Annotated in this window: 27 protein-coding genes; 5 read left to right on the top strand and 22 right to left on the bottom strand. The window is 75.8% G+C overall.

Annotated elements, in window-relative coordinates:
- Positions 1-33: 33 nt before the first annotated feature.
- From ABWU78_RS01600 to ABWU78_RS01575, 6 genes are all read right to left on the bottom strand, one after another.
- Positions 34-1,287 (bottom strand): phospholipase D-like domain-containing protein, encoded by a 1,254-nt coding sequence (locus ABWU78_RS01600; RefSeq protein WP_439157369.1) that lies wholly within the window; start codon positions 1,285-1,287, stop codon positions 34-36.
- Between the two features lie 102 nt (positions 1,288-1,389).
- Positions 1,390-1,659 carry a DUF7218 family protein gene (locus ABWU78_RS01595; protein WP_277515497.1) on the bottom strand — a complete coding sequence of 90 codons (270 nt, stop codon included), beginning with the start codon at positions 1,657-1,659 and terminating at the stop codon, positions 1,390-1,392.
- Positions 1,660-1,762: 103 nt separating this feature from the next.
- Positions 1,763-3,232, bottom strand: coding sequence for an outer membrane protein assembly factor BamB family protein (locus ABWU78_RS01590; RefSeq protein ID WP_439157368.1), 1,470 nt, complete (start codon positions 3,230-3,232; stop codon positions 1,763-1,765).
- Between the two features lie 33 nt (positions 3,233-3,265).
- Positions 3,266-4,330: a tyrosine-type recombinase/integrase gene (locus ABWU78_RS01585; protein WP_439157367.1), complete on the bottom strand. Its 1,065-nt coding sequence runs from the start codon at positions 4,328-4,330 to the stop codon at positions 3,266-3,268.
- Positions 4,331-4,443: 113 nt separating this feature from the next.
- A complete protein-coding gene (locus ABWU78_RS01580; protein WP_439157366.1) occupies positions 4,444-5,148 on the bottom strand; it encodes a histidine phosphatase family protein in 705 nt (234 codons plus the stop codon).
- Positions 5,149-5,377: 229 nt separating this feature from the next.
- Positions 5,378-5,842 carry a hypothetical protein gene (locus tag ABWU78_RS01575; protein ID WP_439157365.1) on the bottom strand — a complete coding sequence of 155 codons (465 nt, stop codon included), beginning with the start codon at positions 5,840-5,842 and terminating at the stop codon, positions 5,378-5,380.
- Between the two features lie 188 nt (positions 5,843-6,030).
- Between ABWU78_RS01575 and ABWU78_RS01570 the strand changes: the two genes are divergently transcribed.
- Complete coding sequence (locus ABWU78_RS01570) at positions 6,031-6,420, top strand: hypothetical protein (RefSeq protein ID WP_253049431.1); 390 nt, start codon at positions 6,031-6,033, stop codon at positions 6,418-6,420.
- Here ABWU78_RS01570 and ABWU78_RS01565 read toward each other — a convergent pair.
- Complete coding sequence (locus ABWU78_RS01565) at positions 6,408-6,575, bottom strand: hypothetical protein (RefSeq protein ID WP_439157364.1); 168 nt, start codon at positions 6,573-6,575, stop codon at positions 6,408-6,410. The genes ABWU78_RS01570 and ABWU78_RS01565 overlap by 13 nt on opposite strands.
- Positions 6,576-6,623: 48 nt before the next feature.
- On the opposite strand from ABWU78_RS01565, the gene ABWU78_RS01560 reads away from it, so the two are divergent.
- Positions 6,624-7,046 carry a hypothetical protein gene (locus ABWU78_RS01560; RefSeq protein WP_253049435.1) on the top strand — a complete coding sequence of 141 codons (423 nt, stop codon included), beginning with the start codon at positions 6,624-6,626 and terminating at the stop codon, positions 7,044-7,046.
- Between the two features lie 47 nt (positions 7,047-7,093).
- On the opposite strand, the gene ABWU78_RS01555 is transcribed toward ABWU78_RS01560, so the two are convergent.
- Complete coding sequence (locus ABWU78_RS01555) at positions 7,094-7,618, bottom strand: putative immunity protein (protein WP_253049437.1); 525 nt, start codon at positions 7,616-7,618, stop codon at positions 7,094-7,096.
- A 271-nt stretch (positions 7,619-7,889) separates the two neighbouring features.
- Here ABWU78_RS01555 and ABWU78_RS01550 point away from each other — a divergent pair, with 271 nt between their 5' ends.
- Entirely contained in the window at positions 7,890-8,648 is a 759-nt protein-coding gene (locus ABWU78_RS01550; RefSeq protein ID WP_353709283.1) for a DinB family protein, read from the top strand.
- Positions 8,649-8,654: 6 nt separating this feature from the next.
- On the opposite strand, the gene ABWU78_RS01545 is transcribed toward ABWU78_RS01550, so the two are convergent.
- Entirely contained in the window at positions 8,655-9,488 is an 834-nt protein-coding gene (locus ABWU78_RS01545; protein ID WP_439157363.1) for a class I SAM-dependent DNA methyltransferase, read from the bottom strand.
- Positions 9,489-9,579: 91 nt separating this feature from the next.
- Between ABWU78_RS01545 and ABWU78_RS01540 the strand changes: the two genes are divergently transcribed.
- A complete protein-coding gene (locus ABWU78_RS01540) occupies positions 9,580-10,020 on the top strand; it encodes a pyridoxamine 5'-phosphate oxidase family protein (protein WP_439157362.1) in 441 nt (146 codons plus the stop codon).
- A gap of 25 nt (positions 10,021-10,045) precedes the next feature.
- Here the strand turns inward: ABWU78_RS01540 and ABWU78_RS01535 are convergent, their stop codons facing one another.
- The 3 genes from ABWU78_RS01535 to ABWU78_RS01525 form a co-directional block, all read right to left on the bottom strand.
- Positions 10,046-10,795: a hypothetical protein gene (locus ABWU78_RS01535; RefSeq protein WP_439157361.1), complete on the bottom strand. Its 750-nt coding sequence runs from the start codon at positions 10,793-10,795 to the stop codon at positions 10,046-10,048.
- Positions 10,796-10,945: 150 nt separating this feature from the next.
- On the bottom strand, positions 10,946-11,584 hold the full coding sequence (locus ABWU78_RS01530; RefSeq protein ID WP_253049442.1) for an FMN reductase: 639 nt from the start codon (positions 11,582-11,584) through the stop codon (positions 10,946-10,948).
- A 176-nt stretch (positions 11,585-11,760) separates the two neighbouring features.
- Entirely contained in the window at positions 11,761-12,948 is a 1,188-nt protein-coding gene (locus tag ABWU78_RS01525) for an LLM class flavin-dependent oxidoreductase (protein WP_253049444.1), read from the bottom strand.
- 368 nt (positions 12,949-13,316) lie between these two features.
- Here ABWU78_RS01525 and ABWU78_RS01520 point away from each other — a divergent pair, with 368 nt between their 5' ends.
- A complete protein-coding gene (locus tag ABWU78_RS01520; RefSeq protein ID WP_021483180.1) occupies positions 13,317-13,661 on the top strand; it encodes an RNA polymerase-binding protein RbpA in 345 nt (114 codons plus the stop codon).
- A 166-nt stretch (positions 13,662-13,827) separates the two neighbouring features.
- On the opposite strand, the gene ABWU78_RS01515 is transcribed toward ABWU78_RS01520, so the two are convergent.
- From ABWU78_RS01515 to ABWU78_RS01470, 10 genes are all read right to left on the bottom strand, one after another.
- Positions 13,828-14,646: a polyprenol monophosphomannose synthase gene (locus ABWU78_RS01515; RefSeq protein ID WP_439157360.1), complete on the bottom strand. Its 819-nt coding sequence runs from the start codon at positions 14,644-14,646 to the stop codon at positions 13,828-13,830.
- A complete protein-coding gene (gene lnt / locus ABWU78_RS01510) occupies positions 14,643-16,256 on the bottom strand; it encodes an apolipoprotein N-acyltransferase (protein WP_439157415.1) in 1,614 nt (537 codons plus the stop codon). The genes ABWU78_RS01515 and lnt overlap by 4 nt, the downstream gene beginning before the upstream one ends.
- A gap of 438 nt (positions 16,257-16,694) precedes the next feature.
- Positions 16,695-18,335, bottom strand: a complete 1,641-nt coding sequence (locus tag ABWU78_RS01505) for an amidohydrolase (protein ID WP_439157359.1) — start codon at positions 18,333-18,335, stop codon at positions 16,695-16,697.
- A 127-nt stretch (positions 18,336-18,462) separates the two neighbouring features.
- Entirely contained in the window at positions 18,463-21,438 is a 2,976-nt protein-coding gene (locus ABWU78_RS01500) for a DEAD/DEAH box helicase (protein WP_439157358.1), read from the bottom strand.
- A gap of 88 nt (positions 21,439-21,526) precedes the next feature.
- Complete coding sequence (locus ABWU78_RS01495; RefSeq protein ID WP_353709275.1) at positions 21,527-22,642, bottom strand: diacylglycerol/lipid kinase family protein; 1,116 nt, start codon at positions 22,640-22,642, stop codon at positions 21,527-21,529.
- Positions 22,643-22,685: 43 nt separating this feature from the next.
- Positions 22,686-23,429 carry a twin-arginine translocase subunit TatC gene (gene tatC, locus ABWU78_RS01490; protein ID WP_253050706.1) on the bottom strand — a complete coding sequence of 248 codons (744 nt, stop codon included), beginning with the start codon at positions 23,427-23,429 and terminating at the stop codon, positions 22,686-22,688.
- Positions 23,430-23,465: 36 nt separating this feature from the next.
- Positions 23,466-23,732, bottom strand: coding sequence for a Sec-independent protein translocase subunit TatA (gene tatA, locus ABWU78_RS01485; protein ID WP_439157357.1), 267 nt, complete (start codon positions 23,730-23,732; stop codon positions 23,466-23,468).
- A gap of 57 nt (positions 23,733-23,789) precedes the next feature.
- A complete protein-coding gene (locus ABWU78_RS01480) occupies positions 23,790-24,116 on the bottom strand; it encodes a hypothetical protein (protein ID WP_353709273.1) in 327 nt (108 codons plus the stop codon).
- Between the two features lie 10 nt (positions 24,117-24,126).
- Positions 24,127-25,140, bottom strand: coding sequence for a helix-turn-helix transcriptional regulator (locus tag ABWU78_RS01475; protein ID WP_253049460.1), 1,014 nt, complete (start codon positions 25,138-25,140; stop codon positions 24,127-24,129).
- Positions 25,133-26,233, bottom strand: a complete 1,101-nt coding sequence (locus tag ABWU78_RS01470) for a helix-turn-helix transcriptional regulator (protein ID WP_439157356.1) — start codon at positions 26,231-26,233, stop codon at positions 25,133-25,135. The genes ABWU78_RS01475 and ABWU78_RS01470 overlap by 8 nt, the downstream gene beginning before the upstream one ends.
- Positions 26,234-26,259: the final 26 nt, after the last annotated feature.

Below are 26,259 nucleotides of genomic sequence, written 5' to 3'. Positions count from 1 at the left end.
GGTCGGGACTCGTGACCCGTGCGGGTCCGCGCGTCAGAGCAGCGGACGCAGGGGCGTCAGGACGACCTCGCTGAGCTTCGCCGCCACCGAGCGGGAGTCCCACTCGGCGAGCGTCAGCTCGCGCGAGTTCGACAGGTCGACCTCGAACACCTTCTCCATCTGCTCGGCCACCCCGGGGTCGGTGATCTCGAGGTTCACCTCGTAGTTGCCCGTCAGGGAGAGCCGGTCGATGTTCGCCGTCCCGATCGTCGTCCACGCGCCGTCGATCGTCGCCGTCTTCGCGTGCACCATCGCGTCCCGGTACAGGTGGATGCGCACCCCGCCCTTGAGCAGCGCCGTGTAGAGGCCGCGCGAGAGCCAGTCGGCGAGCACGTGGTTGGAGCGCTCGGGCACCAGCACGCGGACGTCGACCCCGCGGGCAGCGGCGGCGAGGAGCGCCGCGAGGATCTCCCGGTCGGGGATGAAATATGCCTGCGTGATGTAGACGTGCGAGCTCGCGCGGTCGATCGCGTCGAGGTAGATGCCGCGGATCGGGAAGACGAGGTGCGCGGGTGCGTTGCGCGCCGCGCGCAGGCGCGGCTCCCAGTGCACCGACCCCGGGTCCGCGAGGAGCGGCTGGCCGGGCTTGCGGTTCGCGTTCCAGAAGTCGACGAACGCGTTGCGCAGCTCCCACGCGCTCGGCCCCACGAGGCGCACGTGCGTGTCCCGCCACTGCGTCGCGTACAGGGCGCCGAGGTTGTACCCGCCGACGAACGCGATCTCGTCGTCGACCACGAGGATCTTGCGGTGGTCCCGGCCCGACTTGCGCACGTTGAGCATGAGCACGCCCGGGCGGAACACCGGGTAGCGGATCACGTGGATCGGCTCCGGCAGGTCGAAGAACGACTGCGGGACGACGAGGTTGGCGAACCCGTCGTAGACGACGAACACCTCGACGCCGCGGTCGCTCGCCTCGACCAGCGCCTGCTTGAACTCCTCGCCGAGCGCGTCGGCCTTCCAGATGTACGTCTCCAGCAGGATGCGGCGCTGCGCCCCGCGGATCGCCCCGAGCATCTCCCGGTACACGTCCTCGCCGTACGTGAAGACCGTGGTCGTGGTGCCCGCGACCTCCACGTCGGCGGGGGAGGAGCGGGGGAACGACGCCTCGGTCGTGTTGCGACGCTTGCGGATCGCGTCGGCGGTGACGAGCACGCCTGCCACCGTGACGGGCGCCGCGACGGCGACCACGAGCGCACGGGAGAGCAGACGGCGGGCGGTGCGCAGGGCGGAGTCGGCGGACAGGTGCACGGACTCACCGTAGCGGGCGCGCCTCCCGGCGCGACCCGAGGGCAGGCGCGCCGCGGGTGAGATCTTGCACCCCCACCGCCGTCGGGGTCGACGAGCGTCCGGTCAGTGGGAGCGCAGGGCCTTGATCAGCTCGGCCTTGCGCATCGAGGAGCGGCCCTCGATGCCGATCTCCGCGGCACGCTTGCGCAGCTTCTCGACCGTCCAGTCGTCGTAGTCGCCGGCCTTGCCGCCCTTGCGGCCGACGCTCCGGCGGGACGAGCCCGCCGCGGCGTTCGCGATGCGCGCCGCCTTCTCCTTCGAGTCGCCCTCGTCCCGCAGCTTCTCGTACAGCTCGGGGTCCTTCACGCTGGGTCCCGGGTCGCGCTTCGGCACGGCGTCCTCCCTCGTCTCGGCCCGGCCGCATCGGGGCGCGGCCGGTCTCCCGTCAGGCTCACCCCGACGCCGCGCGCTCGCACGCGGACCTCGCGCGGGCACCTCACCCGAGCACGACGACGCGCGACGTGCGCGGGTCCACGTGCACGACCCGCCCCGTCACCGCGGCGAACCCGTGCGGGTCCGCGTCGTACCCGGCCTGCCAGCGCACCCCGCCGTCGTGGAGCGACAGGCCGACCAGGAGCGAGCGCCGCGAGGAGTCCGGGTCGGGCACGACCACGGCGAGCGTCGCGCCGTCGGAGAACGCGGCCGTCACGCCGCCCGCGAGGTCCGGCCCGACGCCGGGCTCGCCCGCGGACGTTCCCGGGGTGGACCCCGACCACGACCACACCCGCTCGCCCGTGCGGGCGTCCAGGGCGACGAGCGCGCCGCCGGTGGCGAGGACCGCGCGGTCGTCCGCGAGCGCCACGGCCTGCACGACGGGCACGTCGGCGCGCCACAGCTCGCGCGGGGCGTGAGCCACGCCGCCGGGCGGGGACGCGAGCGCGCGCACCCCGCCCGGGGTCGTGACGAGCCAGGTGGTCGCGTCGCGGCCCGGTCCGGCGAGCGGGACGAGCAGCCGTCCGGAGACGGCGACGCGGACCGTTCCGTCGGGAGCGAGGAGCTGGGTGGACCCGGTGCGGTCCGGGGGCCGGGCGGTCGTGCGCCAGAACGTGCCGTCGGCGCGGGGCGTGACGGTCGTCGTGATCGCGTCGCCGGCGGCGTCCAGCCGGGTCCCGGCGAGAGTGAGGACTGCGCTGAGGCGGCAGCCGCGCACGACGAGCAGGTCGTCCTCGACGGTGACGGCGGCCTGGCCGGCGACCTGGGGCCGGCACATCGCGGTGCGCTCCGCGTCGTCGGGCCGGACCTCCTGCTGCCAGCGCACGCCTGCGGTGCGGGCGTCCTGGAGCGCGAGGTGGACGACGCCGCCGGTGCGCGACCAGCGCAGCACGGTCGCGCCGGGGGCGGGGACCGCTCGCCCGAGCTCGTCGCCGAGGGGGACCGGGTCCTTCGTCGGTCCTCCCGGGCCGAGGACGTGCGCGACGGGTGCGAGGGCGGGGCCGGTCAGGCACGTGATGACAGCCGGGTGGGGAGCCGGGGCCGACGTCTCGTCGGCGGCAGGCCCGCACCAGGCCGTCGGGTCGAGCGCCCGCCAGCGCCGCGCACCGGACCCGACGTCGTACGCCTCCACGCCCGCGCCGGTGACCACGGCGAGGGCCGCGTCGTCGCCGTCACCGACCACGGACAGCCGGGGCGCGGCGGCGTCCGTCTCCCAGTCGGGCGCCGGCGCCACCGCGAGGGAGGCGACGGCGCCGGGCCGGGCCAGGCGTTCCCGCTCGGCCGTGGTCGTGCGCCACGTCCCGACGGCGACGAGGGCGAGGACGAGGAGGACGAGCGGCGCGACGACGCGCAGGAGCAGCGCACGTCGTCGGGCCGGTGCCGCGGGCCCGTGGGCCCCCTCCGCGGGTGCGCCGCGCCCGGCCGGCGCGGGCTCGTCGTCCGGGACGAGCTCCACCCGGTGGAGCGAGGCCATACCGGTGACGCTACGCGCCCCGCCGGGCCGGCGTCAGGTCTCGGCGGGCTCGAGCGCGGCCGAGAGGGGGTGGGCACGGATCGCCGCGGCGAGCTCGCCCTCGATCCGGTCGAGGTACACGCCGGTGGTCGCGATGGACGCGTGCCCGAGGAGCTCGGCGACGACCTTGACGTCCCACCCCTCGGCGGCGAGGAGGGTCGCGGTCGTGTGGCGCAGGGCGTGCGGCGTCGCCTCGCGCCGGTACTGCGCGGGCATGCGCGCGACGCAGCGTCGCAGGAGGCCGCGGACGGCCTGCGCGTCGATGCGGCGGCCCCGCCAGGACAGCAGGAGCGCGCGCCGCGCGTCCGGGTCGTCCGGGCGGCGGGCGAGCAGTGCGGGGCGCAGGCGCTCCAGGTACTCCTCGAGCGCCGCGGCGAGCGGGGGAGAGAGCGCCACGGTGCGGACGTGCCCGCCCTTGCCCTGGATGCGCCAGCGCGTCTGGTCGGGCTCGCGGGAGAAGTCGTCGAGGTTCGCGCGCTCGAGCTCGGAGACGCGGGGGCCGAGGACCAGCAGGAGCGCGACGACGAGTCGGTCGCGCAGCTGGAGGTCCTGGTCGCGGCGCGCCGCCGCGGCCGGGTCTCCTGGGGCCCGGGCGGCGGAGACCTCGAGCAGCGACGCCGCCGACCCCGCGGACAACGCGGTGCGCGCGACGCGCAGGCCGTCGCGCACGCGGGCCGGGGGAGAGGCCCACTGCATCGGGTCGGCCTGGACCCACCCCTCGCGCGCCGCGTGGGAGAAGAAGCGGGTGACGGACTGGCGGAACCGGTTGACCGTCGCGGCGGAGCGGCCCGAGCTCCCCGGCTTGCGCGACGCGTCCGTGTACCGGCCGTCAGGCGTCGTCTGGTAACGCAGGAGGACGTCGTCGACGTCCTCGCCGGCGACGTCGTCCAGCACCCGGGTCGGGCCGGCGAGCCGCGCGAACTCGGCCACGTCCCGCTCGTAGCTGCGGCGCGTCGTCGGCGACAGGACGCCCCGGAGGGTCTGCGCGGCCACGGACGCGAGGTAGCGGTCGGCCGCCTCGGCGACGGTGATCCGCTCGAGGCGGGGCGGGGCGACCATGAGCGAGCCTCCTTCGGGGTGCGGTCGCGGCCAGCCTAGGTCGTACCACCGACAACGACGCGGCCGGGCGGCGCCCTGACCTGCGCCGACGCCGGAACCGCGGGGTCGACGGCTCAGTGCCCCTCGTCGAGGTGCGCGACGTCCCCGACGCTCAGCACGGCACGGTTGTGGAAGAACCCGTCCTCGCGCAGGGTCGTGATGCTCCCGGAGGCGACCGGGAACGCGACGTGCCCGGCGGCCTCGACCGGCATCCCGATCCACGCCGCGACGACGAACGTGGCCGCGAACCCGTGCGTGACCACCACCTGGTGGTCCGCGGCGCGACGGAGCAGATCCGTGGTCGCCGCGTACACGCGCAGCGCGACCTCGAGCCTCGTCTCCGCGCCGACGATGCCCACGTCGTGCCGCAGGCGGTCGCCCACGGCCGGCGGCGGGACGAACCGGGCGTCGAGCCAGGACTGTGGCCGCCCGCCGGCGTCGCCGTAGGACGCCTCGCGCAGCCGCGCGTCCGGCGACGGCACGACGCCGAGCGCCTCGCCGATCGCGGTCGCGGTGCGGCGCGTGCGCAGGAGGTCGGACGTGACGACGTCGACGGCGGCGTCGTGCGCGATCCGGGCACGCAGCGCCGCGGCGACCAGGGCCGCCTGCCGTGCGCCCCGCGCGGTGAGGTCGGAGTCGTGGACGCCGCCGACCAGGCCCGCGACGTGGTGCGTCGCCTCGGGATGGGTCACGACGTGGACCGTGCGCTCGCGCGCGCCGACGACGTCGGCCAGGGGCGGGGGAGGGAAGGCGGTCCGGGAGCGGGTGGAGTCGGGCACGTGCCCAGGCTGGCACACGCTCGGGCGTCGGGACGCCGGAGGCGGTGCGGTCGGCCAGAGGGCAGGGGACCGGGCGTGGGCGCGATCCCGGCGCGGGCTCGGTCGGACGCAGCGACGTGCCCGCCGCTGGCTACCGGACCGCGGAGGACTGCCGAGGCCCGCCGGGCCGGCGATGCCGCGTCACCATGCTGTTGACCTAAACACAATGGTTTGCGTTGTATGTCCGATTCTAGGCATCGTAGCCCAGCGTGCGGTCGCGCACCAGACGTCGTCGAGGCGCTCGGACGCCTGGCGCGATCGACGGCTCGAGCTCGTCCCGTGGCGCGTCGACGTCGTCGGGCCCGGACCGCGGCGCCCGCGCGGGGGACACCGAGCGCCAGGCCCACACGGCGACGGTCGCCGCGCCGGCAGCGGCACCGACGAGCACGAACGCCACGAGAGTCAGGACGAGGGCCGGGACCCAGGCCAGCGTCACCAGCGTCGCCGTGACGAGGCGTCGCGGACGACGGCCGTCCGGTGCGAGCCCGGTGAACGGCGACGTCGCCGCGAACGTCCTGGAGACGGTTCCTGACGACGCCCGGGACGGCGCGAGCGCCACCAGACCTGCGAGCGGCCGCCGGCCGGCGCGTCGGTCCGTGCTCGGTGCGCCCGGGCGGCGCATGCCGAGCCGGGGTGCGTACGTCGTCGTGCTCATGACGAAGGGGAGTGTGCGCGGGCCCTCCGTGATGCGTCGGAGCGACTCGTCCGACCTCGAAATGACATAATGTACATTATCGGCGCCGTGTTGGTGCAGGTGTCCGTAGCTCACCAAGGCTTCGCGCTGACGGACGATTCTCGGGAAGCCACCGTCAGTGCAGTCATCGCACCCGGGATACTTCATCCGTGAGCTCGCAGGCAGGAATCCCACAGGCACCGCGGTCGGTCCCGTGGTGGCGTGCGCTGCTCGGCCTGTTCGTGGCCGTCCTCGGCACCGTCGCGCTGTTCGTCCCGGCCGCGCTCTCGTTCGGCGTCGCGAAGGACTTCCAGAACGGCACCTGTCGGGAGTCGGGGCCGATCCCTGACACGTGCGACCACACGGCAGCTCAGGGGTATGCAGAGTCGATCGTGATGCTGGTCGCGCCCACCGTCGTCGGGCTCCTCATCACACGCCCCAGGCACGTGGGCAAGGTCGTTACCGTCATCCTCGCCGTCGCCCTGGTCATCTACCTGCTGCTGACGTTCACCGGCGAGACCACCCCACCGCCACCGGTCGAGCCGACCTACGGCGCGTAGTGGTCGTCACGGTGGTCGAGAGGGTCGCCCTTCTCGGTCTGCCGACGGATGTCGAGACGTGACGCCCGGGCGACGTACCAGCCGATCAGGAGGGCCAGGACGATGATGCCGCCACCGAGCACGAGCCACCCGCTGCCGTCCCCACCACCGTCCACGAGCCCGACCGTACCCGCGCCGGTAGGGCCGGGTGTCTACTGAGACCTATGGATTCCTCAGGCGTCGCTCCGACGACCCGGTGCGCGATCGACGCCGTCACGGCGCTGCGCCTGGTGCGCGACGACGTCGGCCTCGGTGCGCGGCGCCCGCTCGTCGGCCCCGTCGTGCTGCGCAGCCACGCGCTGTCGATGCTCTACCGCGACGTGCGCCGCGGCGTGCTCGACGAGACGACGGCACGCGCACGCCTGGAGGGCCTCGCCACGCTGAAGATCCGCCTGCTCGGCGACCGCGTGTCGCGGGCCACGGCGTGGCGGATCGCGCGCGAGCTCGACGCGGACGACACGGCGCTGACCGAGTACGTCGCCGTGGCCGTGCTGCAGGCCGACGTCCTCGTCGCCGGCGACGAGCGCGTCGCGGCCGCCGCGGACGGCCGGGTTCCCCTCGTCTCCTACGACGACCTCCTGCGCTGAGTCCCCCGCGACGACCGCTCCGGTCTCGCCTACCGACCGGTCCGGTCTCAGTCGTCGAACACGTCCCAGCAGATCGCGCTGCGCCGCCGCTGGTCGTCGAGCACGAGCTCGCGCAGCTCCGCCGGGATGCGCTCGCGCTGCCAGTCCCGCTCCGCGAGCCGTGCGGCCTCCGGGTCCTCGCCCCGGGCGGCGGCGTCCGCGGCGGCAGCCCGGATCGCGTAGGCCGCGGCGCCGAGGTCGTGCGCCGCGACGTGCGCGACCGCGACGGCCTGCCCGGCCGCGAGCGCCGCGAACTTGACGGGTGCGGGCTGGTCGCGGCCGGCGGCGTTGGCGACGAACGCGGTGCTGTGGGCGGTCTTCATGGGGACGTCGCCGCGGATCCAGGCGCGGGCGACGTCGAGGGCGTCGCGGGGTCGGGTGTCGTCGGGCCGGGCGTGCTCGAAGATCGGCAGGACGTGCTCGGTGCAGTCGACGGCCCACTGGGCGAGCTGGCGGTGGTGGTCGTCGGTGAGGGTGCCGCCGCGGCGGACGGTGACGAGTCGGGGGTCGCGTGCGGTGGGCAGGATCGGCATGGTCCGATGCTGCCCCAGGTCGACGCCTGCCGACCACCCTGGTGGTGGCCGTCGCCCATGAGAGCGGTGGGGTTGCGGGGTCGCGTCCCCCTCTGGTGGGCGTGGGTGGCGGGGCGTACGGTGCGTTCGTCGTCCCCGCTCGTCGTGACCGTCGACGAGGTGCACGCCTCTCCCCCGCCCGGGTGCCCTGGTGCGGCGCTGTCGCCGCACGGAGGCCGCTCCCCCGGGCTGGTCGGCTGCTGCGGGCGGGTCGCTCCCCGAGGAGGCGTTCATGGCCCGGTTCACCCGCTCTGACGACCTGCGCGGCGCGAGGTTCGACGGTGCGGACCTGCGCGGTGCGCGGTTCGTGGAGTCCGATCTGTCCGGTGCGGTGATGCGGGGCGTGCAGGTGGAGGGTGTCGACATCGACGCGCCCTGGCTCGCGGACGGCGACGCGTCGTTCCGGGTGAACGGGGTGGACGTGACGGGCTTCGTGGAGGCGGAGCTGGACCGCCGGTTCCCGGGCCGGGAGCTGCGTCGTGCCGGCGACCCGGCGGGGCTGCGCGCGGCGTGGTCGGCGCTGGAGTCGACGTGGGCCGCGACGCTGGACCGGGTGGCGGCGCTGCCCGCGAGCGCCGTGGACGTGTCGGTGGACGGTGAGTGGTCGTTCGCGCAGACGGTGCGGCACCTGGTGCTGGCGACGGACGCGTGGTTGGGGCGGGCGGTGCTGGGGATCGCGCAGCCGTTCCACCCGTTGGGTCAGGCGGGACCGCAGGCGGCGGAGGACGGGCTGGACCTGTCGTTGTTCGTGACGGGGACGCCGCCCTACGGGGAGGTGCTGGAGGCGCGTGCGGGCCGGGTGGCGATGGTGCGGGAGTTCCTGGCGGGCGTGACGCCGGAGGAGCTGGTGGTGGTGCGGCGCAACCCGTGGTCGCCGGAGTATCCGGAGACGACGTTGTCGTGCCTGCACGTGATCCTGGAGGAGGAGTGGGAGCACCACCGCTTCGCGGTGCGGGACCTGGAGGCGGTGGAGGCGTCCTGGGGTGCGTGAGGAGGTCTATCGTCCGCCGTCGACGACGTGGTCCTCCGGGTACGACGGCTCCCCGCCGGTCGATGCGACGTCTGTGGTGGGGCGGCGGTACACGGACACGTGGGAGCGGGACTCGGCCGTGAACGGCTCCCCTGCCCATCCGGCGTGCCGGGTCTCGGGCTCGAGCCCGGCGAGGCGGGCCATGAGGTCGAGCTCGGCGGGCCAGACGTACCGGTGGGGCGAGCGTCCTACCGTGGCGCTGCCGTCGTCGTCGAACCGGACGTGGTGGGACACGACGCGCTGGTGGAGGACGTCGTAGGTGTCGACGCCGAGGTAGCCGGGCTCGTCGTGCCAGACGGTCGCGGTGCGCCCGGGCGGGAGGGCGCGCAGCTCGGGGACCCAGAGCTCGACGACGAACCGGCCCCCGGGGGCGAGGTGGCGGGCGGCGTTGCGGAAGCACTCGACCTGGGCTTCCTGGGTGAGCAGGTTCGAGATCGTGTTGTCCACGAGGTAGACGAGCGCGTGCTCCCCCGGCACCCGGGCGGTGGCCATGCCGCCGACGACGACGGGCAGGGTCGTCTCGTCGGCCTTCTCACGCAGCCGGGCGACCATGTGCCGGGAGATCTCGATGCCGGTGACGGGCACGCCGCGTGCGGCGAGCGGGATCGCGACGCGGCCGGTGCCGACGGCGAGCTCGACGGCGCTCCCCCGGCCTGCGAGCGCTGCGAGCCGGTCGACGGCGGGGTCGAGGACGTCGGGGGCGAACATGCCCTCGCCGGGGGTGTCGTACCGGGCGGCGGCGCCGGCGTCCCAGAGGCGTTCCTGGTCGGTGCCGGCGAGGTCGGTGCGGGGGTGGGCCATCGGGTCGACGGTGCCAGGTGGCGTCTGCGGTGGTCCAGGGTTTTCGTGTCGTCGCGCCTCGTGTCGGGAGCGCGGCCGCTACGGTGGCGGCATGGATCGTGAGGCGTTCGTCGGCTATGTCCGTTCGCAGGGGTGGGGCGTCGTGGCGTCGTTGGGCGACGACGGCGGGCCCCAGGCCGCGTTCCTCGCGGTGGCCGCGACGGGCGCGGGCGAGCTGGTGTTCGACGCGCGCGCGACGTCGCGCAAGGTGGCGAACCTGGCCCGGGACGCGCGGGTCGCCGTGACGGTGGGCGGGACGGACGGGACGACGCTGCAGTGCGAGGGCCTGGCGGACGTCCCGGTCGGGGCGGACCGGGACCGGTGCGCGGCGGCGTACGCGGCGGCGTTCCCGCAGTTCGCCGCCTCGCTGACCGACGAGGGCATCGTGCTGCTGCGCGTCGCGGTGACGTGGGCGCGGTACGGGGACTTCCGCGACGGCCGGTCCGTCATGACGGAGCTCGACGTGACCGGGTGGGGTCCGCTCGGGGGCTGACGGCCGCCCGTCCTCGATCGACTCCTCAGCCGAGCAGCGCCTGCTTCGCGCGCGCGAACTCGGTGTCGGTGAGGTCGCCCGCGCGGTGCAGGGCGGCGAGCCGTTCGAGGCGGCCGACGAGGGCTGCTCCCCCGTCGCCCGTGGTGGCGCCCGCGGCGGGTGCGCCGCGCCCGACGACGCGCCACAGCGCGCGGGCGAACACGCCCGGGCGCCGGGTGGTGCCCGCCTGGCCGGGGTGCAGGCGCGGTACGCGCGGCGAGGGCACGGTCCGGTCGTCGACGACGATGCTCCCGGGGCGCGTGTCGGCGAGCGAGCGCGCGAAGCGTGCGAACCGGGCGGACGACCCGTCGAGGAGGACGGCGCGGGTGGTCCGGGCCCCGGGGTGCTCGTCCCGCCAGGTCACGACGACGGTGGGCCCGTCGCCGGTGACGGTCACGACGGGTCGCCCGGCGGGCTCGAGCACGGTGTCGTCGCCGCGGACGAGGCGCAGCCGTGCGCCGTCCCACACGAGCCGGCCGCCCGCGACGTGGAACATGGCCGGGTAGCGGGGCGCGGCGGCGAAGCGAGACGTGTCGGGCGCGCGGCCGGGGATCGTGACGACGCCGACGGTCCGCCGTCGGGGCGGGACCGCGGGGGTGGTTCCGTGCGCGTGCGCCGCGAGGGTCTCCACGACGGGGACCGCGACCGTGACGGGGGCGACGGGCTCGGCACCGGGCTCCGGGGCGGGTCCTGCCGGGTGCTGCCCGGCGTGGTCCTCGGTCGCGCTCGTGCTCATGGTGCTCCCCCGTCGTCGTCGGTCCCCCGATCCTGCCGCGCGACCCCTGCGGAGAGCAACCCCTCGGGTGGTGTCGCCGCAGGTCAGGGAGACATGAGCGCGCCCCCGGCCGGGAGCACCGGTGGCCGGGGGCGCGCAGCGTGGGGGCGGTCAGAGCCCGCCGAGGAGCGCCGTGAAGTCGGGCGTGGCGGCGAACGGGTCGGCGGGCCCGGAGTTCTTGCGCAGGGCGACCTTCTCCGCGAGCTCGCGGCCCGCGCGCGCGATCCGGGCGGGCAGACCGCCACCGGAGTCGGCCTCGGCGGCCGCCCAGTCGTCGGTGGCGGCGAACACGGACGTCGTGGCGACGTCGGCCCGCAGGTAGGTGAACAGCGGGCGCAGGGAGTACTCGAGCGCGAGCGAGTGGCGGGCGGTGCCGCCGGTCGCGCCGAGCAGGACGGGCGTGCCGGTGAGTGAGTCCTTGTCGAGGACGTCGACGAACGACTTGAGCAGCCCGGAGTACGTGGTCGTGAACAGCGGGGTCGTCACGACGATCCCGTCGGCGGCGGTGAGGCGCTCGAGGACCCCGGCGAGGTCGCCCGTGGGGAACCCGGTGAGCATGGCGTCCACGACGGCGTGCGCGTGGTCGCGCAGCTCGACGGTCTCGACCTCGGCGCTCACGCCGAGACCCTGCAGCTCGCGCACCGTGGCCTCGCCGAGCCGGTCGGCGAGCAGGCGCGTGGAGGACGGCTTGGACAGCCCGGCGGACACCACGACGAGGCGGCGGTCCGGGGCGGGGGTGCTGGCGGTCATGCGGTGCTCCTGAGGTCTGGCGTGCGGTGCGGGTGCGGCCCGTCACCGGGCCGGGTGGTGCGGTCGCCCGACGGCGGCCGGGCGCCCGGGTGCGCGGGGCACCCGTCGACCGTACGCCGTCGGGCGGGTGGTCGTGCGGCTCGTGCGCCCGGGTGGGCGCGGGCCGCGAGGTCCGGTTACAGGCCGAACGCGGCGCCGGCCTTCGCCGGCTCCTGGTCGTCCTCGGCGGTGCGCCCGGTCCAGCGGTCCTCGGTGCCGCCGACGTGCGCGGCGCCCTCGGTCCCGGAGGCCCTGGCGGCGGCGACGCGCTCGGCGTGGCTCGGCGGGTTCGCCGGCACGTGCGCGGGGCGCGCGGCCTCCATCTCCTTGCGGAGCACGGGCACGACCTCGCCCGCGAGGAGGTCGATCTGCTCGAGCACCGTCTTGAGCGGCAGGCCGGCGTGGTCCATGAGGAACAGCTGGCGCTGGTAGTCGCCCACGTGCTCGCGCATCGCGGCGTACCGGTCGATGACCTGCTGGGGGGAGCCGACGGTGAGCGGCGTCTCGCGCGTGAAGTCCTCCATCGACGGGCCGTGCCCGTACACGGGCGCGTTGTCGAAGTAGGGCCGGAACTCGTCCCACGCCTTCTGGGAGTCCTTGCGCATGAACACCTGGCCGCCGAGCCCGACGATCGCGGTGTCCGCGGGGCCGTGGCCGTGGTGCTCCCAGCGCTGGCGGTAGAACTGCACCATCTGCTTCGTGTGGCTGATGGGCCAGAAGATGTTGTTGTGGAAGAACCCGTCGCCGTAGTAGGCGGCCTGCTCGGCGATCTCGGGGCTGCGGATCGACCCGTGCCACACGAACGGCGGCACGCCGTCCAGCGGCCGCGGGGTCGAGGTGAAGCCCTGCAGCGGGGTGCGGAACTTGCCCTCCCAGTCCACGACGTCCTCGGTCCACAGGCGGCGCAGCAGCGCGTAGTTCTCGATCGCGAGCGGGATCCCGTTGCGGATGTCCTGACCGAACCACGGGTACACCGGGCCCGTGTTGCCGCGGCCCATCATGAGGTCCATGCGGCCGTCCGAGATGACCTGGAGCATCGCGTACTCCTCCGCGAGGCGCACGGGGTCGTTCGTCGTGATGAGGGTCGTGGACGTCGACAGGACGATGTTCTTCGTCACACCGGCGAGGTAGCCGAGCATGGTCGTCGGCGAGGACGGCACGAACGGCGGGTTGTGGTGCTCGCCCGTGGCGAAGACGTCCAGGCCCGCCTCGTCCGCGTGCTTCGCGATCGTCAGCATCGAGCGCACGCGCTCGGTGTCGTCGGGGGTCCGGCCCGTCGTGGGGTCCGTCGTGACGTCGCCGACGGTGAAGATGCCGAACTGCATGGTGTGCTCCCGTGAGTCCTAGGTCGATGCGTTTGCATGTACATGCGCCTCAACCGGGTGTCCCCCGGGTTTGTTCCCGGGCCCTCCCGGCACGGGTGTGAGCGTGCGCACGTCGGGGGCCGTGGCGACCGTGACGAGTTGCGTCGGGCATCGAAACCCGGGAGCCTGGGACCGCGACGCGCCGAGGCGGACCGGCTCGACGCCGTGGGCGGCGGCCAGGCCGTGGAGACACCCCGCGACGTTCACCGGACCTTCACGGCGCGCCGGAACACCGACCGACGGTGAGGCGTTGCCTCTCGTAGACCGGGCCGCTGCCCGCACCCACCGGGCGCGCCCACCCACCCCCGAAGACCCCTCAGGAGGACACCATGGCCGACCGTTCGCTGCGCGGGATGAGCATCGGTGCGAAGAGCATGGAGTCGGACGAGGGCGTCGACTTCGCCCCCCGCTTCCAGGCGCACTACGACTGCCCCAACGGGCACACCATCATCCTGCCGTTCTCGACCGACGCCGAGGTCCCCCCGGTGTGGGAGTGCCGCTGCGGCGCCGAGGCGCTCCTGCGCGACGCCGAGCGCCCCGAGCCCAAGGCCGGCAAGCCGGCCCGCACCCACTGGGACATGCTGCTCGAGCGGCGCACGATCTCCGAGCTCGAGGAGCTGCTCGACGAGCGCCTCGGCCTGCTGCGCGCCGGCAAGCTGCGCCGCAGCGCCTGACCGCCCGCGACCACTGAGAGGCCCGGACCCCGCGGGGGTCCGGGCCTCTCTGCGTCGCGGCCGGGCCGTCGCCCTCGCACGGGCCCGTGCGCGCCGACGCGGCCCGGCACGGCCCGGGCTCGCTCGGCACGTCGCGGACTCACGCGGCCCGCACCACGGCGACGCCTCAGCGCGGGCCGCGCCGCCCCGCGACCGACCGCGCGAGGCTCGCGAGCTGGGCCGCGCGCCGTCGAGCACCCCAGACCGTGACCTTCCACAGCGCCTCGGTGACGATCGCGCGGCTCATCTTCGACCGCCCCGCCGTGCGCTCGACGAACGTGATCGGCACCTCCGTCGCGCGACCCCCCGCCCGCACGACCCGCCACGCCATGTCGACCTGGAAGCAGTACCCGTGCGACTCCACGCTCGCGAGGTCGACGGCGCGCAGCGCGGACGCGCGGTAGGCGCGGTAGCCCGCCGTCGCGTCGCCCAGGTGCAGCCCCAGCGCGAGGCGCACGTACGCGTTGCCCGCGCGCGAGAGCACCTCGCGGTGCCGCGGCCAGTTCTCCACGCGCCCGCCCGGGACCCAGCGCGACCCTATGACGAGGTCCGCGCCGTCGTGCGCGCCGTTCGCCGTGGCGGAGCCGAGGGCGGCGAGCAGGGACGGCAGCTGCTCCGGCTGGTGGGAGCCGTCGGCATCCATCTCCACGAGCACGTCGTACCCGGCGTCCAGGCCCCACCCGAACCCCGCGACGTACGCGGCGCCCAGGCCCTCCTTCCCGGCCCGGTGCAGCACGTGCACGCCCGGGTCGACGGCGGCGGCGGCGTCGGCGAGGTCGCCCGTCCCGTCCGGGCTGGCGTCGTCCACGACGAGCACGTCCGCGTCCGGGACCGCGGCGCGCAGGCGTGCCAGCGTGCCCGGCAGGGTCAGCGCCTCGTCGTACGTGGGCACGACGACGAGCACGCGCCCGCCCAGGACGCCGCCCTCCCCCGCCGGCCCGCTCACGGCGCCTCGTCTCCGGCCGGGGCCGCGGCGGTCGGGGTGCGGCGCTCGCGGACCGCGGTGACGACGCCCGCGGCGAGGAGCCCGAGGGCGAGGAGCTCGACGACGCGGCCCGGCCAGTCCCCCGCCCGCACGGCCGGGGTCAGGCTCGTGCGCAGCGGCAGGTCGGCGACCATCTGGTCGGCGGTGAACAGGTCGGTGCTCTGCAGGAGCTCGCCGTCGGGGGCGATGACGCCGCTGACGCCGACGGTCGAGACCTGCACGGTCGCGCGCCCGGTCGACACGGCGCGCAGGCGCGACATCGCGAGCTGCTGCGTGGACTCGGCGGTGTACCCGAAGGAGGCGTTGTTGGTCTGCACGACGAGCACCTCGGCGCCCGCGTCCACGGCGTCGTTCACGAGGCCGTCGTAGGCGACCTCGAAGCAGATGACGACGCCGAGCGGCACGGTGCGCCCGAGGCGCTCGGACGCGAGGTCCACGACCCCGGTCTCGGTGCCGGGGATCATGTCGATGGTGACCCGGTCGACCTGGTCGGAGAAGATCCGCAGCAGGGACCGCAGGGGGATGTACTCGCCGAACGGCGCGGGGTGCTGCTTGGCGTAGCGGTCCACGACGCCCGCGCCGGGCTCCCACAGCAGCGACACGTTGTACCGGCCGCCGGTCTCGGGGTACTCCTGCGCGCCGACGAGGATCGGGGCCTCGACCTCGCGCGCGGCGTCGTCGATGGCGCGCGCCACGTCGGGCGCGGTCTGCGGGTCGAGGTCGGAGCCGTTCTCGGGCCACAGCACCACGTCGAGGTCGCCGGGCTCCACCTGGTCCAGCAGCGCGACCGTCCCCTGCAGGTGGTTGTTGAGCACCTCGGCCCGGTTCGCGAACGACCCGAGCCCGGGCTCGCCCACGTTGCCCTGCACCGCCCCGACGGCGAGCGTGCCGGCCTCGGCACGCGTGTCGAGCGGCACGAGCAGGGGCGCGGCCACGAGCGCACCGGCCACGGCGGCCGGGACGACGGCGCCCGGGACGACGGCGCCCGTGACGACGTCGCGGCGGCGCACCAGCGCGAGCACCGCGACCGCGAGCAGCGACCCGGCGAGCGCGACGAGCAGGGACACGAGGACCTCGCCCCCGAGCCAGGCCGCGCGCCCGAGCGGGGAGTCCGCCTGGGAGAACGCGAGCCGGCCCCAGGGGAAGCCGCCGAACGGGACCTCGGTGCGCGCCTGCTCGACGCCGACGAACAGCAGCGCGAACGCGACGGCCTGCGCCCCCGGGCGCCCGGCCAGCCACGACCACCGGCGGGCCCAGGCCCAGGCGGCACCGAGCACGGCGACGAAGCACGCCTCCATGACGGACAGCGCGACCCACGGCACGGTCTCGGTCGCGTAGTTGGCCCACCACAGGTGCGGCAGGAAGAACGCCAGACCCCACACGAGCCCGACGAGGAAGCCCCAGCGGGCGCCGTCGCGCCGCAGCCCCCAGAACAGCGCGGCGACGCCGACGAACGCGAGGGGCCACCACCCGCGGTCGGGGAAGGCCGCGTCGGTGGCGAGGCCGCCCGCGAGGGCCAGGAGGAGCGAGAGCGGCCGCGACGGGGGCCCGACGGGGCTGCCGCCGTCCACCACCGCGGGGGTCCCGCGTCCGTTCTCGGCGCGCACCGGCGCGGGGGGCGCCGGGGACGAGGCGTGCGACGACGGGGTCTCCGGTCCTGAGGTGGCCGGTCCTGCGGGGCGGGGTCGCCCGGCCGGGGTGGCCGCGGGCTCGGGGGCGTGCACGGGTGCACCCTACGCCACGCACCTGCGCGGACCGGGGTCCGCGGCGTCGGCCCGGCGGGTGATCCGCAGGCGGCCCGAGGGTGGTGTGTGCGGGCTCGCGCGCCCTTCGGCCCGTACGCCGCCGCCACCGGCGGAGCACGTTTTCTACTGAGCGCGCGAGCCCGGCCAGGTACCCGGCGCGGAACGCCGAGGGGTCGTCGTCGGTGGCTGATCCCCCTGCGGCCGCGGGGGCCGGAACACCCTGTCGAACCTACTCCGGCTCACGGCCCTGTCAAGCGGTAGCGGTCACACGAACGTGTCGAACAGGGGGGCGCCGTCGCGCACCGTCTGCAGGCACCGGGGTCGCGGCACGTCGGGGCCGAGCTCCGGCAGGAGCGGCTGCCCGGCGCGCGCGTCCGTGCTCCACGACGACGTCGTGCGCCCGAGCGCGCCCTGCACCACGAGGTGCTCGCCCCGCCACACCGCGAGGTGCGCGGGCGCCCCGACGCGCAGCTGGCCGGCCCCCGTGTGGTCCAGGCCCGCGATGCGCCACCCGCCGCGCGTGTGCGCGCGGAACGCGGCCCGCGCCGAGATCTGCTGGTCGGGGTCCACGTGCGACATCGCGGCCAGCACGCCCGCCCACGGGTCGAGGCGCGTGACGGGCGCGTCCGACCCGAACGCGAGCGGGACGCCCGCCCCCGCCAGGTCCGCGAACGGGCTCAGGCCCTCGGCCCGGGTCGCGCCCACGCGCGCCGCGTACATGCCCTGCGGCCCGCCCCACGCGGCGTCGAACCCCGGCTGGATGCTCAGGCTCACGCCGAACAGCAGCAGCGACGCCAGCGCCGTCGCGTCCACGAACAGCGCGTGCTCCACCCGGTGCCGCGCCGCGCGCACCGCGCCCTGGCCGTGGACCTGCGCGGCGACCTCGAGCCCGAGGACGAGCTCGTCCATCGCGCGGTCCCCGATGACGTGGAAGCCGCCCTGCGTGCCCGCCGCCCCGACCGCGGACAGGTGGTTCGCGATCTGCTCCGCGCTCAGGTAGAGGTTCCCCCGGTCGGTGGGGTCGGGCCCGTCCTGGTAGGGCAGGCGCATCGCCGCGGTGCGCGACCCGATCGACCCGTCCACGTTGAGGTCGCCCGCGAGCCCCGTCAGTCCCGGCACGTCCGCGAGGACCTCGCGCGCGTCGTCGACCGTGGTGCACAGCTCGCCCCGGTACCCGACGACGTGCGCCAGCCCCGAGGACGCGTCGCTTGTGAGCGCGAGGAGCTCGCGCAGCCCGGCGCGCGTGTCGATGTGCGGGGCGCTCATCTCGTGCACCGACACGATCCCCTGCTCCGCCGCCGCGCGCAGCGCCGCCCGGTACAGGGCGGTGCGCCGCGCGGGCGACACGTCGCGCGCGACGTCCCGGGCGACATGGTGCGCCTCCCCCGTGACCCAGCCTGACTCGTCCCACCCGGGGCGCTCCGCCAGGGCGCAGCGCCGCGCGAGCGTCGTGGAGACCACGGCGGAGTGCACGTCGACCCGCGCCGCGTACACCGCGCGACCGCCCGCGGCCGCGTCGAGCTCGTCGCGCGTCGGCGGCCGCCCCTCGGGCCAGGACCGCTCGTCCCACCCGAACGCCAGCACGACGTCGTCGTCCCCGACGCCCGCCGCGGCCTTCGCGACCGCCTCCAGCGCCGCCGCCAGCGTCGTCACGCCGGCGCTCGCGGACAGGTCGACGCCCGCGAGGGCGAGCCCGACCTCGAACAGGTGGACGTGCGCGTCGACGAACCCGGGCGCGACGAGCGCGCCGTCGAGGTCGATCACGCGGTCGGCGCGGGCGGCGAGCCCGTCGGCCGTGTCGTCGGCGCCGATCCAGGCGATGACGCCGTCGTCGACGAGGAGCGCTTCTGCGAACGGGTCGGCCTGGGAGTGGATCACGCCGCCGCGGTACAGGGTTGAGGCCACAATCCTTCACGATACCGCCACAACCGCCCGAACCTCGCCGTTCCGGCGCGACGTCCGCGCAGGTGGCGGCGGGTGTCGCGCACGTCACGCGCCCGCGCGCGCTCCCGGCGGTGCGGGCGCGGGCGGCTCAGACGCTCGAGTACGCGACGACGCCGCGCCGCAGCTTCTCGATCGCCTGGTGCGCGGTGCGCCGCACGGCGGGCGTGGGCGCGGCGGTCGCGACCTGGTCGAGGACGTCGATCACCTGCTTGCACCAGCGCACGAAGTCGCCGGCCGCGATCTCCGAGCCGCGCAGCACGGCGTCGAGGCTGCGGCCCACGGCCCACCGGTGCACGGCGGTGACGAGGCCCTCGTCGAGGGCGCCGGTGGCGTCGATGTCGTGGGCCTCCTCGAGGTCGTCCACCTCGGACCACACGCGCGTGGTCGCCTCGAGCGCACGGGCGAGCGTGCCGTGCGGCCCGCCGGGGACGTCGGGCTCGCCGCGGTCCTCACGCCGTCCCGCGTACACGCACGTGGACACCACCGCGGCGAGGGCGGGGGCGTCGAGGTCCTCCCACACGCCGCGGCGCAGGCACTCGGCGAGCAGCAGGTCGTTCTCGGCGTACAGGCGCCGCAGCCACTGTCCGTCGCGCGTGACGCGCAGCCCGGCCCGCCCCGCGCGGTCGCGCTCGCCGCCGGCCCGGGCCCCGTGGGCGGGCTCCTCCGCGTCCAGGGCGTCCTCGAGCGGTGCGGCCGGGTCGTCCGCGACCTCGCCGGGGGCGAGGTAGCCGAGCGTGAGCAGGACGTCGCAGATGCGGTCGAACACGCGCGCGATGGACCCGGTGCGGCCCTCGACGCGGCGCACGAGCTGGTCGTGCTCCTTCTTGAGCCGGGCCCACCGCTCGGCCCAGCGGGCGTGGTCCTCGCGGTCGGGGCAGTCGTGGCACGGGTGGGCGCGCAGCTGCGCGCGCAGGCGGGAGAGCTCGGCGTCGTCCGCGGCGGCGGACCGGGTGCGGGTGGTGCGCCCGGGTCGCGTGCCGGGCTCGTCGAGCGCCCCGAGGGCGTTGCGCAGCGTGGACGCGAGGTCGCGCCGCTGCGCCGGGACGCGCGGGTTGAACGACTTCGGCACCCGGACCGTGGCGACGGTGCGGATGCCGCCGGGCGCGTCGGCCACGGTGAGCTTCTTCACCTGCCGGTCCTGCGTGAGCACGGTGGGGCGCGGGCCGTCGAACCCGGCCCCCTCCCCCGGGTCGAGCACGACGACGTAGCCCGCGCGCCGCCCCGACGGCACCTCCACCACGTCCCCGGGCCGCAGCCGCTCGAACGCGGCCACGACCTCCGCGCGCCGGGACCGGCTCGCGGCGCGCGACAGGTCGCCCTCGCGCGCGGTGATGCGCCGCCGCAGCGCCGCGTACTGGGCGAAGTCGCCCCGATCGCACGTCATGGCCTGCGCGTACCCGTCGAGCGCCTCGGCGTGCGCCTGCGCCTGCTTCGCGAGGCCGACGACCCCGCGGTCGGCCTGGAACTGCGCGAACGACGTCTCCAGCACCTCGCGCGCCCGGTCGCGCCCGACCTGCGCGACGAGGTTGACCGCCATGTTGTACGTGGGCCGGAAGCTGGAGCGCAGCGGGTACAGGCGCTTGGACGCCAGGCCCGCGAGGTGCACGGGGTCGAGGCCCGCGTGGTCGACGACGACGGCGTGCCCCTCGACGTCGATGCCGCGCCGCCCCGCCCGGCCGGTGAGCTGGGTGTACTCGCCGGGGGTGACGTCGACGTGCGCGGTCCCGTCCCACTTGACGAGCTTCTCCAGCGCGACGGACCGGGCGGGCATGTTGATGCCGAGCGCGAGCGTCTCGGTGGCGAACACGACCTTGACCAGGCCGCGGCTGAACAGCTCCTCGACCGTCTCCTTGAACACGGGCAGCAGGCCGGCGTGGTGCGCCGCGATCCCGCGCGCGAGCGACTCCGTCCACGTCCAGTACCCGAGCACCTCGAGGTCCTCCGCGGGGATGGTCTCGGTGCGTTCCTCGGCGACGCGCCGGATCTCCGCCTCCTCCGCGGGCGAGGTGAGGCGCAGCCCCGCCGCGAGGCACTGCTGCACGGCGCCCTCGCACCCGGCGCGGGAGAAGATGAAGTAGATCGCGGGCAGCAGCCCGTCCGCGTCCAGGGCGTCCACGACGGCGAACCGCGCCGGGGTGCGGCGCGCCCCGAGCCCCGACCGGTCGGGACCGGGGCGCCGCCCGCCCCGCCCCCGGTACCCGCGGTCGCCCGCGCCGCGCCGCCCGCCCGGGCCCGACGCGCTCGTGCGCGGGGCCGCGCGGAACGCGGCCAGCAGGTCCGGGTTGATGGGCGGGTTCACGCCCGGGTCCGTGGGGTCCACGTGCCCGGCGTAGAGGTCGAGCAGGTCCGCGCCGAGCGCCCGCCCGCCGCCCGCGTGCGCGACCCCGGTCGCCGGGTTCGCCGACGCGACGAGCACGTGCTGCCACAGCGGCACGGGCCGGCGCTCGCTGACGACGACGGTGGTGTCGCCGCGCACCATCTCCAGCCAGTCGCCGAACTCCTCGGCGTTCGACACGGTCGCGGACAGGGACACGAGCTGGACGTCGTCGGGCAGGTGGATGATGACCTCCTCCCACACCGGCCCGCGGAACCGGTCGGCGAGGTAGTGCACCTCGTCCATGACGACGAACGCGAGGCCGTCGAGCGTGCGCGAGCCCGCGTACAGCATGTTGCGCAGCACCTCGGTCGTCATGACGACGACGGGCGCCTCCCCGTTGATCGTCGTGTCGCCGGTGAGCAGACCCACGGAGTCGGCGCCGTAGCGGCGCACGAGGTCGCCGTACTTCTGGTTTGACAGCGCCTTGATCGGGGTGGTGTAGAACGCCTTGCGCCCGCCCGCGAGGGCGAGGTGGACGGCGAACTCGCCCACGACCGTCTTGCCCGCGCCCGTCGGCGCGGCGACGAGGACGCCGCGGCCCTCCTCGAGCGCCTCGCACGCGCGCTCCTGGAAGTCGTCGAGGGGGAAGTCGAGGACCTGCCGGAACTCCGCGAGCCGGGTGCGGGACGCCGCCTGGCGGGCCCGGGACGCGGCATAACGGGCGGCGGGCGATTCAGCGGCCGTCATGGTGCCAGCCTACGGTCCACCGCCGACCTCGCCGGTCGGCGCGCGGGCCGCCTCGCCGACCGGCCGCCTCCCGGTCGCCGGCGGGGTGTCAGCGCTGCGCGGCGGGACGGGCCGGGGCGTCGAGGACGTGCAGCGCGCCCGGGACGACGTCGACCCGCAGCGGCAGGGGGCCGAGGTGCTCCCCGTCGGCGAACGCGTGCGGCGGGGTCGCGCCCGCCTCGGTCGCCGCGACCGTCACCGACGTCGCGCGCAGCGTCCCCACGCCCGGGTTCGCCAGGTGCCGCCCCGCGTACATGCCGGGGAAGATGCGCGTCGCGCCCCAGCGCCCGAACGGGCCTGCGACGACGACGTCGAGGAGGCCGTCGTCGAGCGCCGCGCCCGGCGCGATCCGGATGCCGCCGCCGATCCGCGGACCGTTCGCGACCGACACGAGCGCGCCCGGCGACTCCCACACCACGGTCCGCCCGCCCTGCGTGCCGCCGCCGTCGGGGCTCGTCCCGACGGCGGCGCCGTCGAGCAGGAGGGGCGCCCCGGCGAGCAGGTCGGGCAGCTGGTCGCCCGCGGGGACGCCGTGCAGCGTGACCCGGTACCCGTAGGGGCGGTAGCGCGTGATCTCCGTGAGGGCCGAGCGCGCGTACCGGGACCGGCCGCGGGGCCACGTGGCCGCGTTCGCGTGCGCGTTGACGGCGGCGTCGATCCCCGCGGACAGCACGCCCGCGTACCAGCGGGGCGCTGCCAGGTGCTCGCCCGTGACGCGCGCGGCGTCGACCGCGCGCACGGACGGCGGCGCGCTCGCCGAGGACACGGTGCTCGTGGCGGTACCGAGGGCCGCGAGGAGGGCGTCCACGCACCGGTCGGTGCGGGTCGTGGGCAGCCCGAGGCCGTGCGCGAAGTCGTTGCCCGTCCCGACCGCGACGATCCCGAGCGGGACGCCGGTCCCGGCGGTCGCGTTGACGCCGAGGTGCACCATGCCGTCCCCGCCCACGACGACGAGCGCGTCCACCCCGGGCCGTGCTCCCGCGCCGTCGCCGCCCGGGCCGCGCACGGCGGCGTCGGCCGACTCCTGGGCGAGGGGCAGGCTCGGGGCGCTGAGGTCGACGACGGCGTGCCCGGCGGCGCGCAGCGCGTCGGCGGTGCGGTCCCCGGCCGCGCGGCCGCGGCCGCGCCCCGCCGTCGGGTTGACGACGAGGGCGACCGTGCTCACGCGCGACCCCCGCGCCCGCGGGGGCGCGGCCGGGGCGGGGCGCTCACAGGGCGAGCCGTGCGGCGTCGAGCTTGTCGACGCGCCGGTCGTGGAGGTAGCTGATGCCGAGTGCCGCGAAGTACAGGCCGCAGATCGGCAGCGCCACGAAGATCATCGTCAGCGCGTCCGGGGTCGGGGTCATCACGGCCGCGAACACGAAGGCGATGAGCACCGCCCACCGCCAGCCCTTGGCCATCGCGGACGCCCGCAGGATCCCGGCCGCGTTGAGCGCGACGAGGACGACGGGCAGCACGAACGCGAGTCCGAACGCCAGCACGAGGCGCATGACGAAGCTCAGGTAGCCCTGCGCGTCGGCCAGGTTGGTCGCGCCGTCGGGCACGAACCCGGCGAGGATGTCGACCGCGTGCGGCAGCACCCACCAGGCGAGGAACGCGCCCCCGAGGAACAGCGGGACCGACGCACCGAGGAACGCGAACGCGTACCGCTTCTCCCGGGTGGTCAGGCCCGGCGTGATGAACGCCCACAGCTGGTACAGCCACCACGGGCAGGTGACGATGACGCCGAGGAAGAGGGAGACCTTGACCTTCATGTCGAGCGCGGAGGCCAGGCCCGAGAAGTTCAGGCTGATGACCTTGCCCTGCTCCTCCGCCGCCTTGAGCAGCGGCGCCTGCAGCGCCTCGAGCAGCGGCTCGTAGAGGAACCACCCGACGATCGCGCCGACCACGAGGCCGCACGCGGCGAGGAACAGCCGCTTGCGCAGCTCCAGGAGGTGCTCGCGGAGCGGCATCCGCCCCTCGGGGTCACGGGACGTACGTGACACCGACTATCCCTTCGAGGTGTCGCCCGGTTCGGGCGACGTCGTCCCTCCGGTCACGGTCGGCGAGGACGTGCCGGTCGACGCGGGCGACGACCCGGCGCCACCCGCCGCGGGCGGCGTGGCGTCGTCCTCGCGCAGGTCCTTGACCTCGCTCTTGAAGATCTTCAGCGACTGCCCGACGCTCTTGGCCAGGTCGGGGAGCCGACGCGCACCGAACAGGAGCAGGATGACGACGACCAGCACGATGATGTGCCAGGGCTTGAGCATGCCCATGGGCTAACTCCTCCTCGAGGCGAACGGCGCTACGCGAGCGAGTCTACGTGGTGAACCCTACGCGTTGAACCGGCGCCAGCGGGACCAGACCTGCTCGTCGCGCCGGCGCCGCTGGACACGCCGCTCCGCCCGCTCGGCGCGCAGCAGGTCCACGCGCTCCTGGAGCGCGACCGGGTCGTCGAACAGGGTCGGCGCGGTCGACGGCTGCGCCTCCTCCAGGGCGCGCGACAGCTCGTCCGCCCGCGCGCTCATGTCCGCCGCCACCTGCGACGCGCGCGACAGCTCGCGCCCCAGCCCCTTCACGGACCGCCACAGGCGCCGCGCGAGGAAGAACGCGCCCACGAGCGTGCCCACGACGAGCAGCGTCCAGACCCAGAACCACATGCCGCCCACCCTAGCCAGCAGCCGTGCCGCCGGACGCGACGCCGCCCGACGCGCCGTCGGGCTCGCCCGGCAGGTGCGCGTACGCGGACAGGGCGGCGCTCGCGGCCTCGCGCACGTCGCGCGCGACCGAGGCCGGCTCGACGGCGAGCACGTGCCGCGCCCGCTCCGTGAGGAGCTGGCGCAGCCACACCGGGTTGGTGACGCGCAGGCGCACCTCGAACGCGCCGTCGGGCAGGTTGCGCACGGACTCGACGGGGACCTGCTCCGCGACGGCGCGCGCGGGGCTGGCGAACGTGATCGTCGCGAGCGGCGCGTCGCCGGTGGGCGTGAAGTCGACGTCGGGGTCGACGTCGTGCCCCTCGACGGGCTGGTCGAGCTCGGTGGCGGCGAGGATCCGGTCGACGCGGAACGTGCGCCGGCCCTGCGCGCGGTGGCACCAGGCGAGCAGGTAGGCGTGCTCGTCCTGGGTGTGCAGGGACACGGGGTCGACCTCGCGCTCCGACTCCTCGTCGGCGGCCGTCACGTACCGGATGCGCAGGCGGTGGCCCGCGACGAGCGCGCTCGTGATCGCCGCGACGACGCGCGGGTCGCCCTCGGGGGCGAGCTGCACGTCGAGCGCCGCCGCCGCCTCGCCCGTCGCGTCGGTGAGCTTGCGCAGCACCGACTCGACGACGCCCGCGCGCTCGGGGTCGGCCTGCACCGCCGCCGTCTCCCGCATGGCGCGCAGCGCCGCGATGAGCGCCACCGCCTCGCGCGTGCCCAGGCGCAGGGGCCGGGTCATGCCGCGCGCCTCGGTGAGCCGCACGACGCCGCGCTCGATCGAGTCGGCGTCGAAGTCGATGAGGTCGTCCGGCCAGTACCCGGGCGTGCCGGACACCCACAGGGCGTCGACGTCGTCCAGGACCTGGCGCTCGCTCACGCCGAAGTGCCGGGCGAGCTCGCCCACCGGCACCGGGCCCGCCCCGTCCAGGTACGCGACGATGCCCAGCAGGCGCACCAGCCGGTCGTCCGCGCGCTCAGCCACGCCCCGCCACCTCCGTCGACCCCTCGCCCTGGCCGGAACCCGGCACGGGTCCCGACGACGACCCCAGCGCCGCCGCGTCCCGCAGCCGGCGCACGACCGCCGCGCGCAGGTCCGGCGGCCCGAGCACGAGCACCGCGTCGCCGTACCCCACGACCTCGTCCGCCAGCGCGTACCGCACGTCGTACGCCACCTCCAGCACGTCGCGGCCCGCGCCGTCGCCCGCCCGCGCGTCCGGCACCGACCCGACGACCGTGCCGCGCGCCCGCAGCGCACCCGCACGCTCCGGCACCACCGCCAGACGCGCCACCCCGCCCGCGTCGCGCGTGCCCAGCGCCGCGTCCACGTCCACCTCCGCCGGCACCTCGAACGCGTCGCGCGGACCCGTCGCCCGCACCCGGCCCTCGACCCGGCTCAGCCGGTACGACCGCGGCGCCCCCCGGTCCAGGTCGAACCCCACGAGGTACCAGCCCCCGCGCCGCGCCGCGATCCGCCACGGCTGCGCCCGCCGCGCCCGCACCTCGCCCGTGCTCGCCGCCCGGTACGTGAACGACACCGCGCGCCGCGCCGAGATCGCGTCCATCAGCGTCGCGTACGCGTCCCCCACCGGCCGCACCTGCGGCGCCAGACCCGCCACCACGTCCATCGCGGTCTCCCCCGCGCCCGCCGCCCGCAGCTTCGTCAGCGCCCGCGAGATGTCCGTCCGCAGCGTCTTGTCCTGCCAGAACTGCGCCGCCAGCGCCAGCACCCCCAGCTCCGCCGGCGTCAGGTCCACCGCGGGCAGCGCGTACGCGTCCTGATCGATCCGGTACCCCACCTCGTCCGCGTGCCCGCCCGCGTCCACCGTCACGATCGGGATCCCCAGGTCGCGCAACGTGTCCTTGTCGCGCTCGAACATCCGTTCGAACGCGTCCGGGGACGGGGCGTCGCCGTACCCCGCCACGCTGACGCGGATCTGCTGCTTCGTCATCGACGCGTTCGTGTTCACCAGCGCGATCACCAGGTTCAGCAGACGCGCGGCCGGGTTCGTCGGCGACGACCCCGACGACGACGGCGCAGGGTCGGGCACGGACGAGGGGGGCGTGGGCTCGGACATCGGGCACCACGCTAGTCGGTCGATAG

The organism is Cellulosimicrobium sp. CpK407, assembly GCF_051844275.1.
Lineage (GTDB): Bacteria > Actinomycetota > Actinomycetes > Actinomycetales > Cellulomonadaceae > Cellulosimicrobium > Cellulosimicrobium cellulans_G.
The sequence above is the reverse complement of the archived record's forward strand: the minus strand, read 5'-3'. Positions and strand labels throughout refer to the sequence as shown.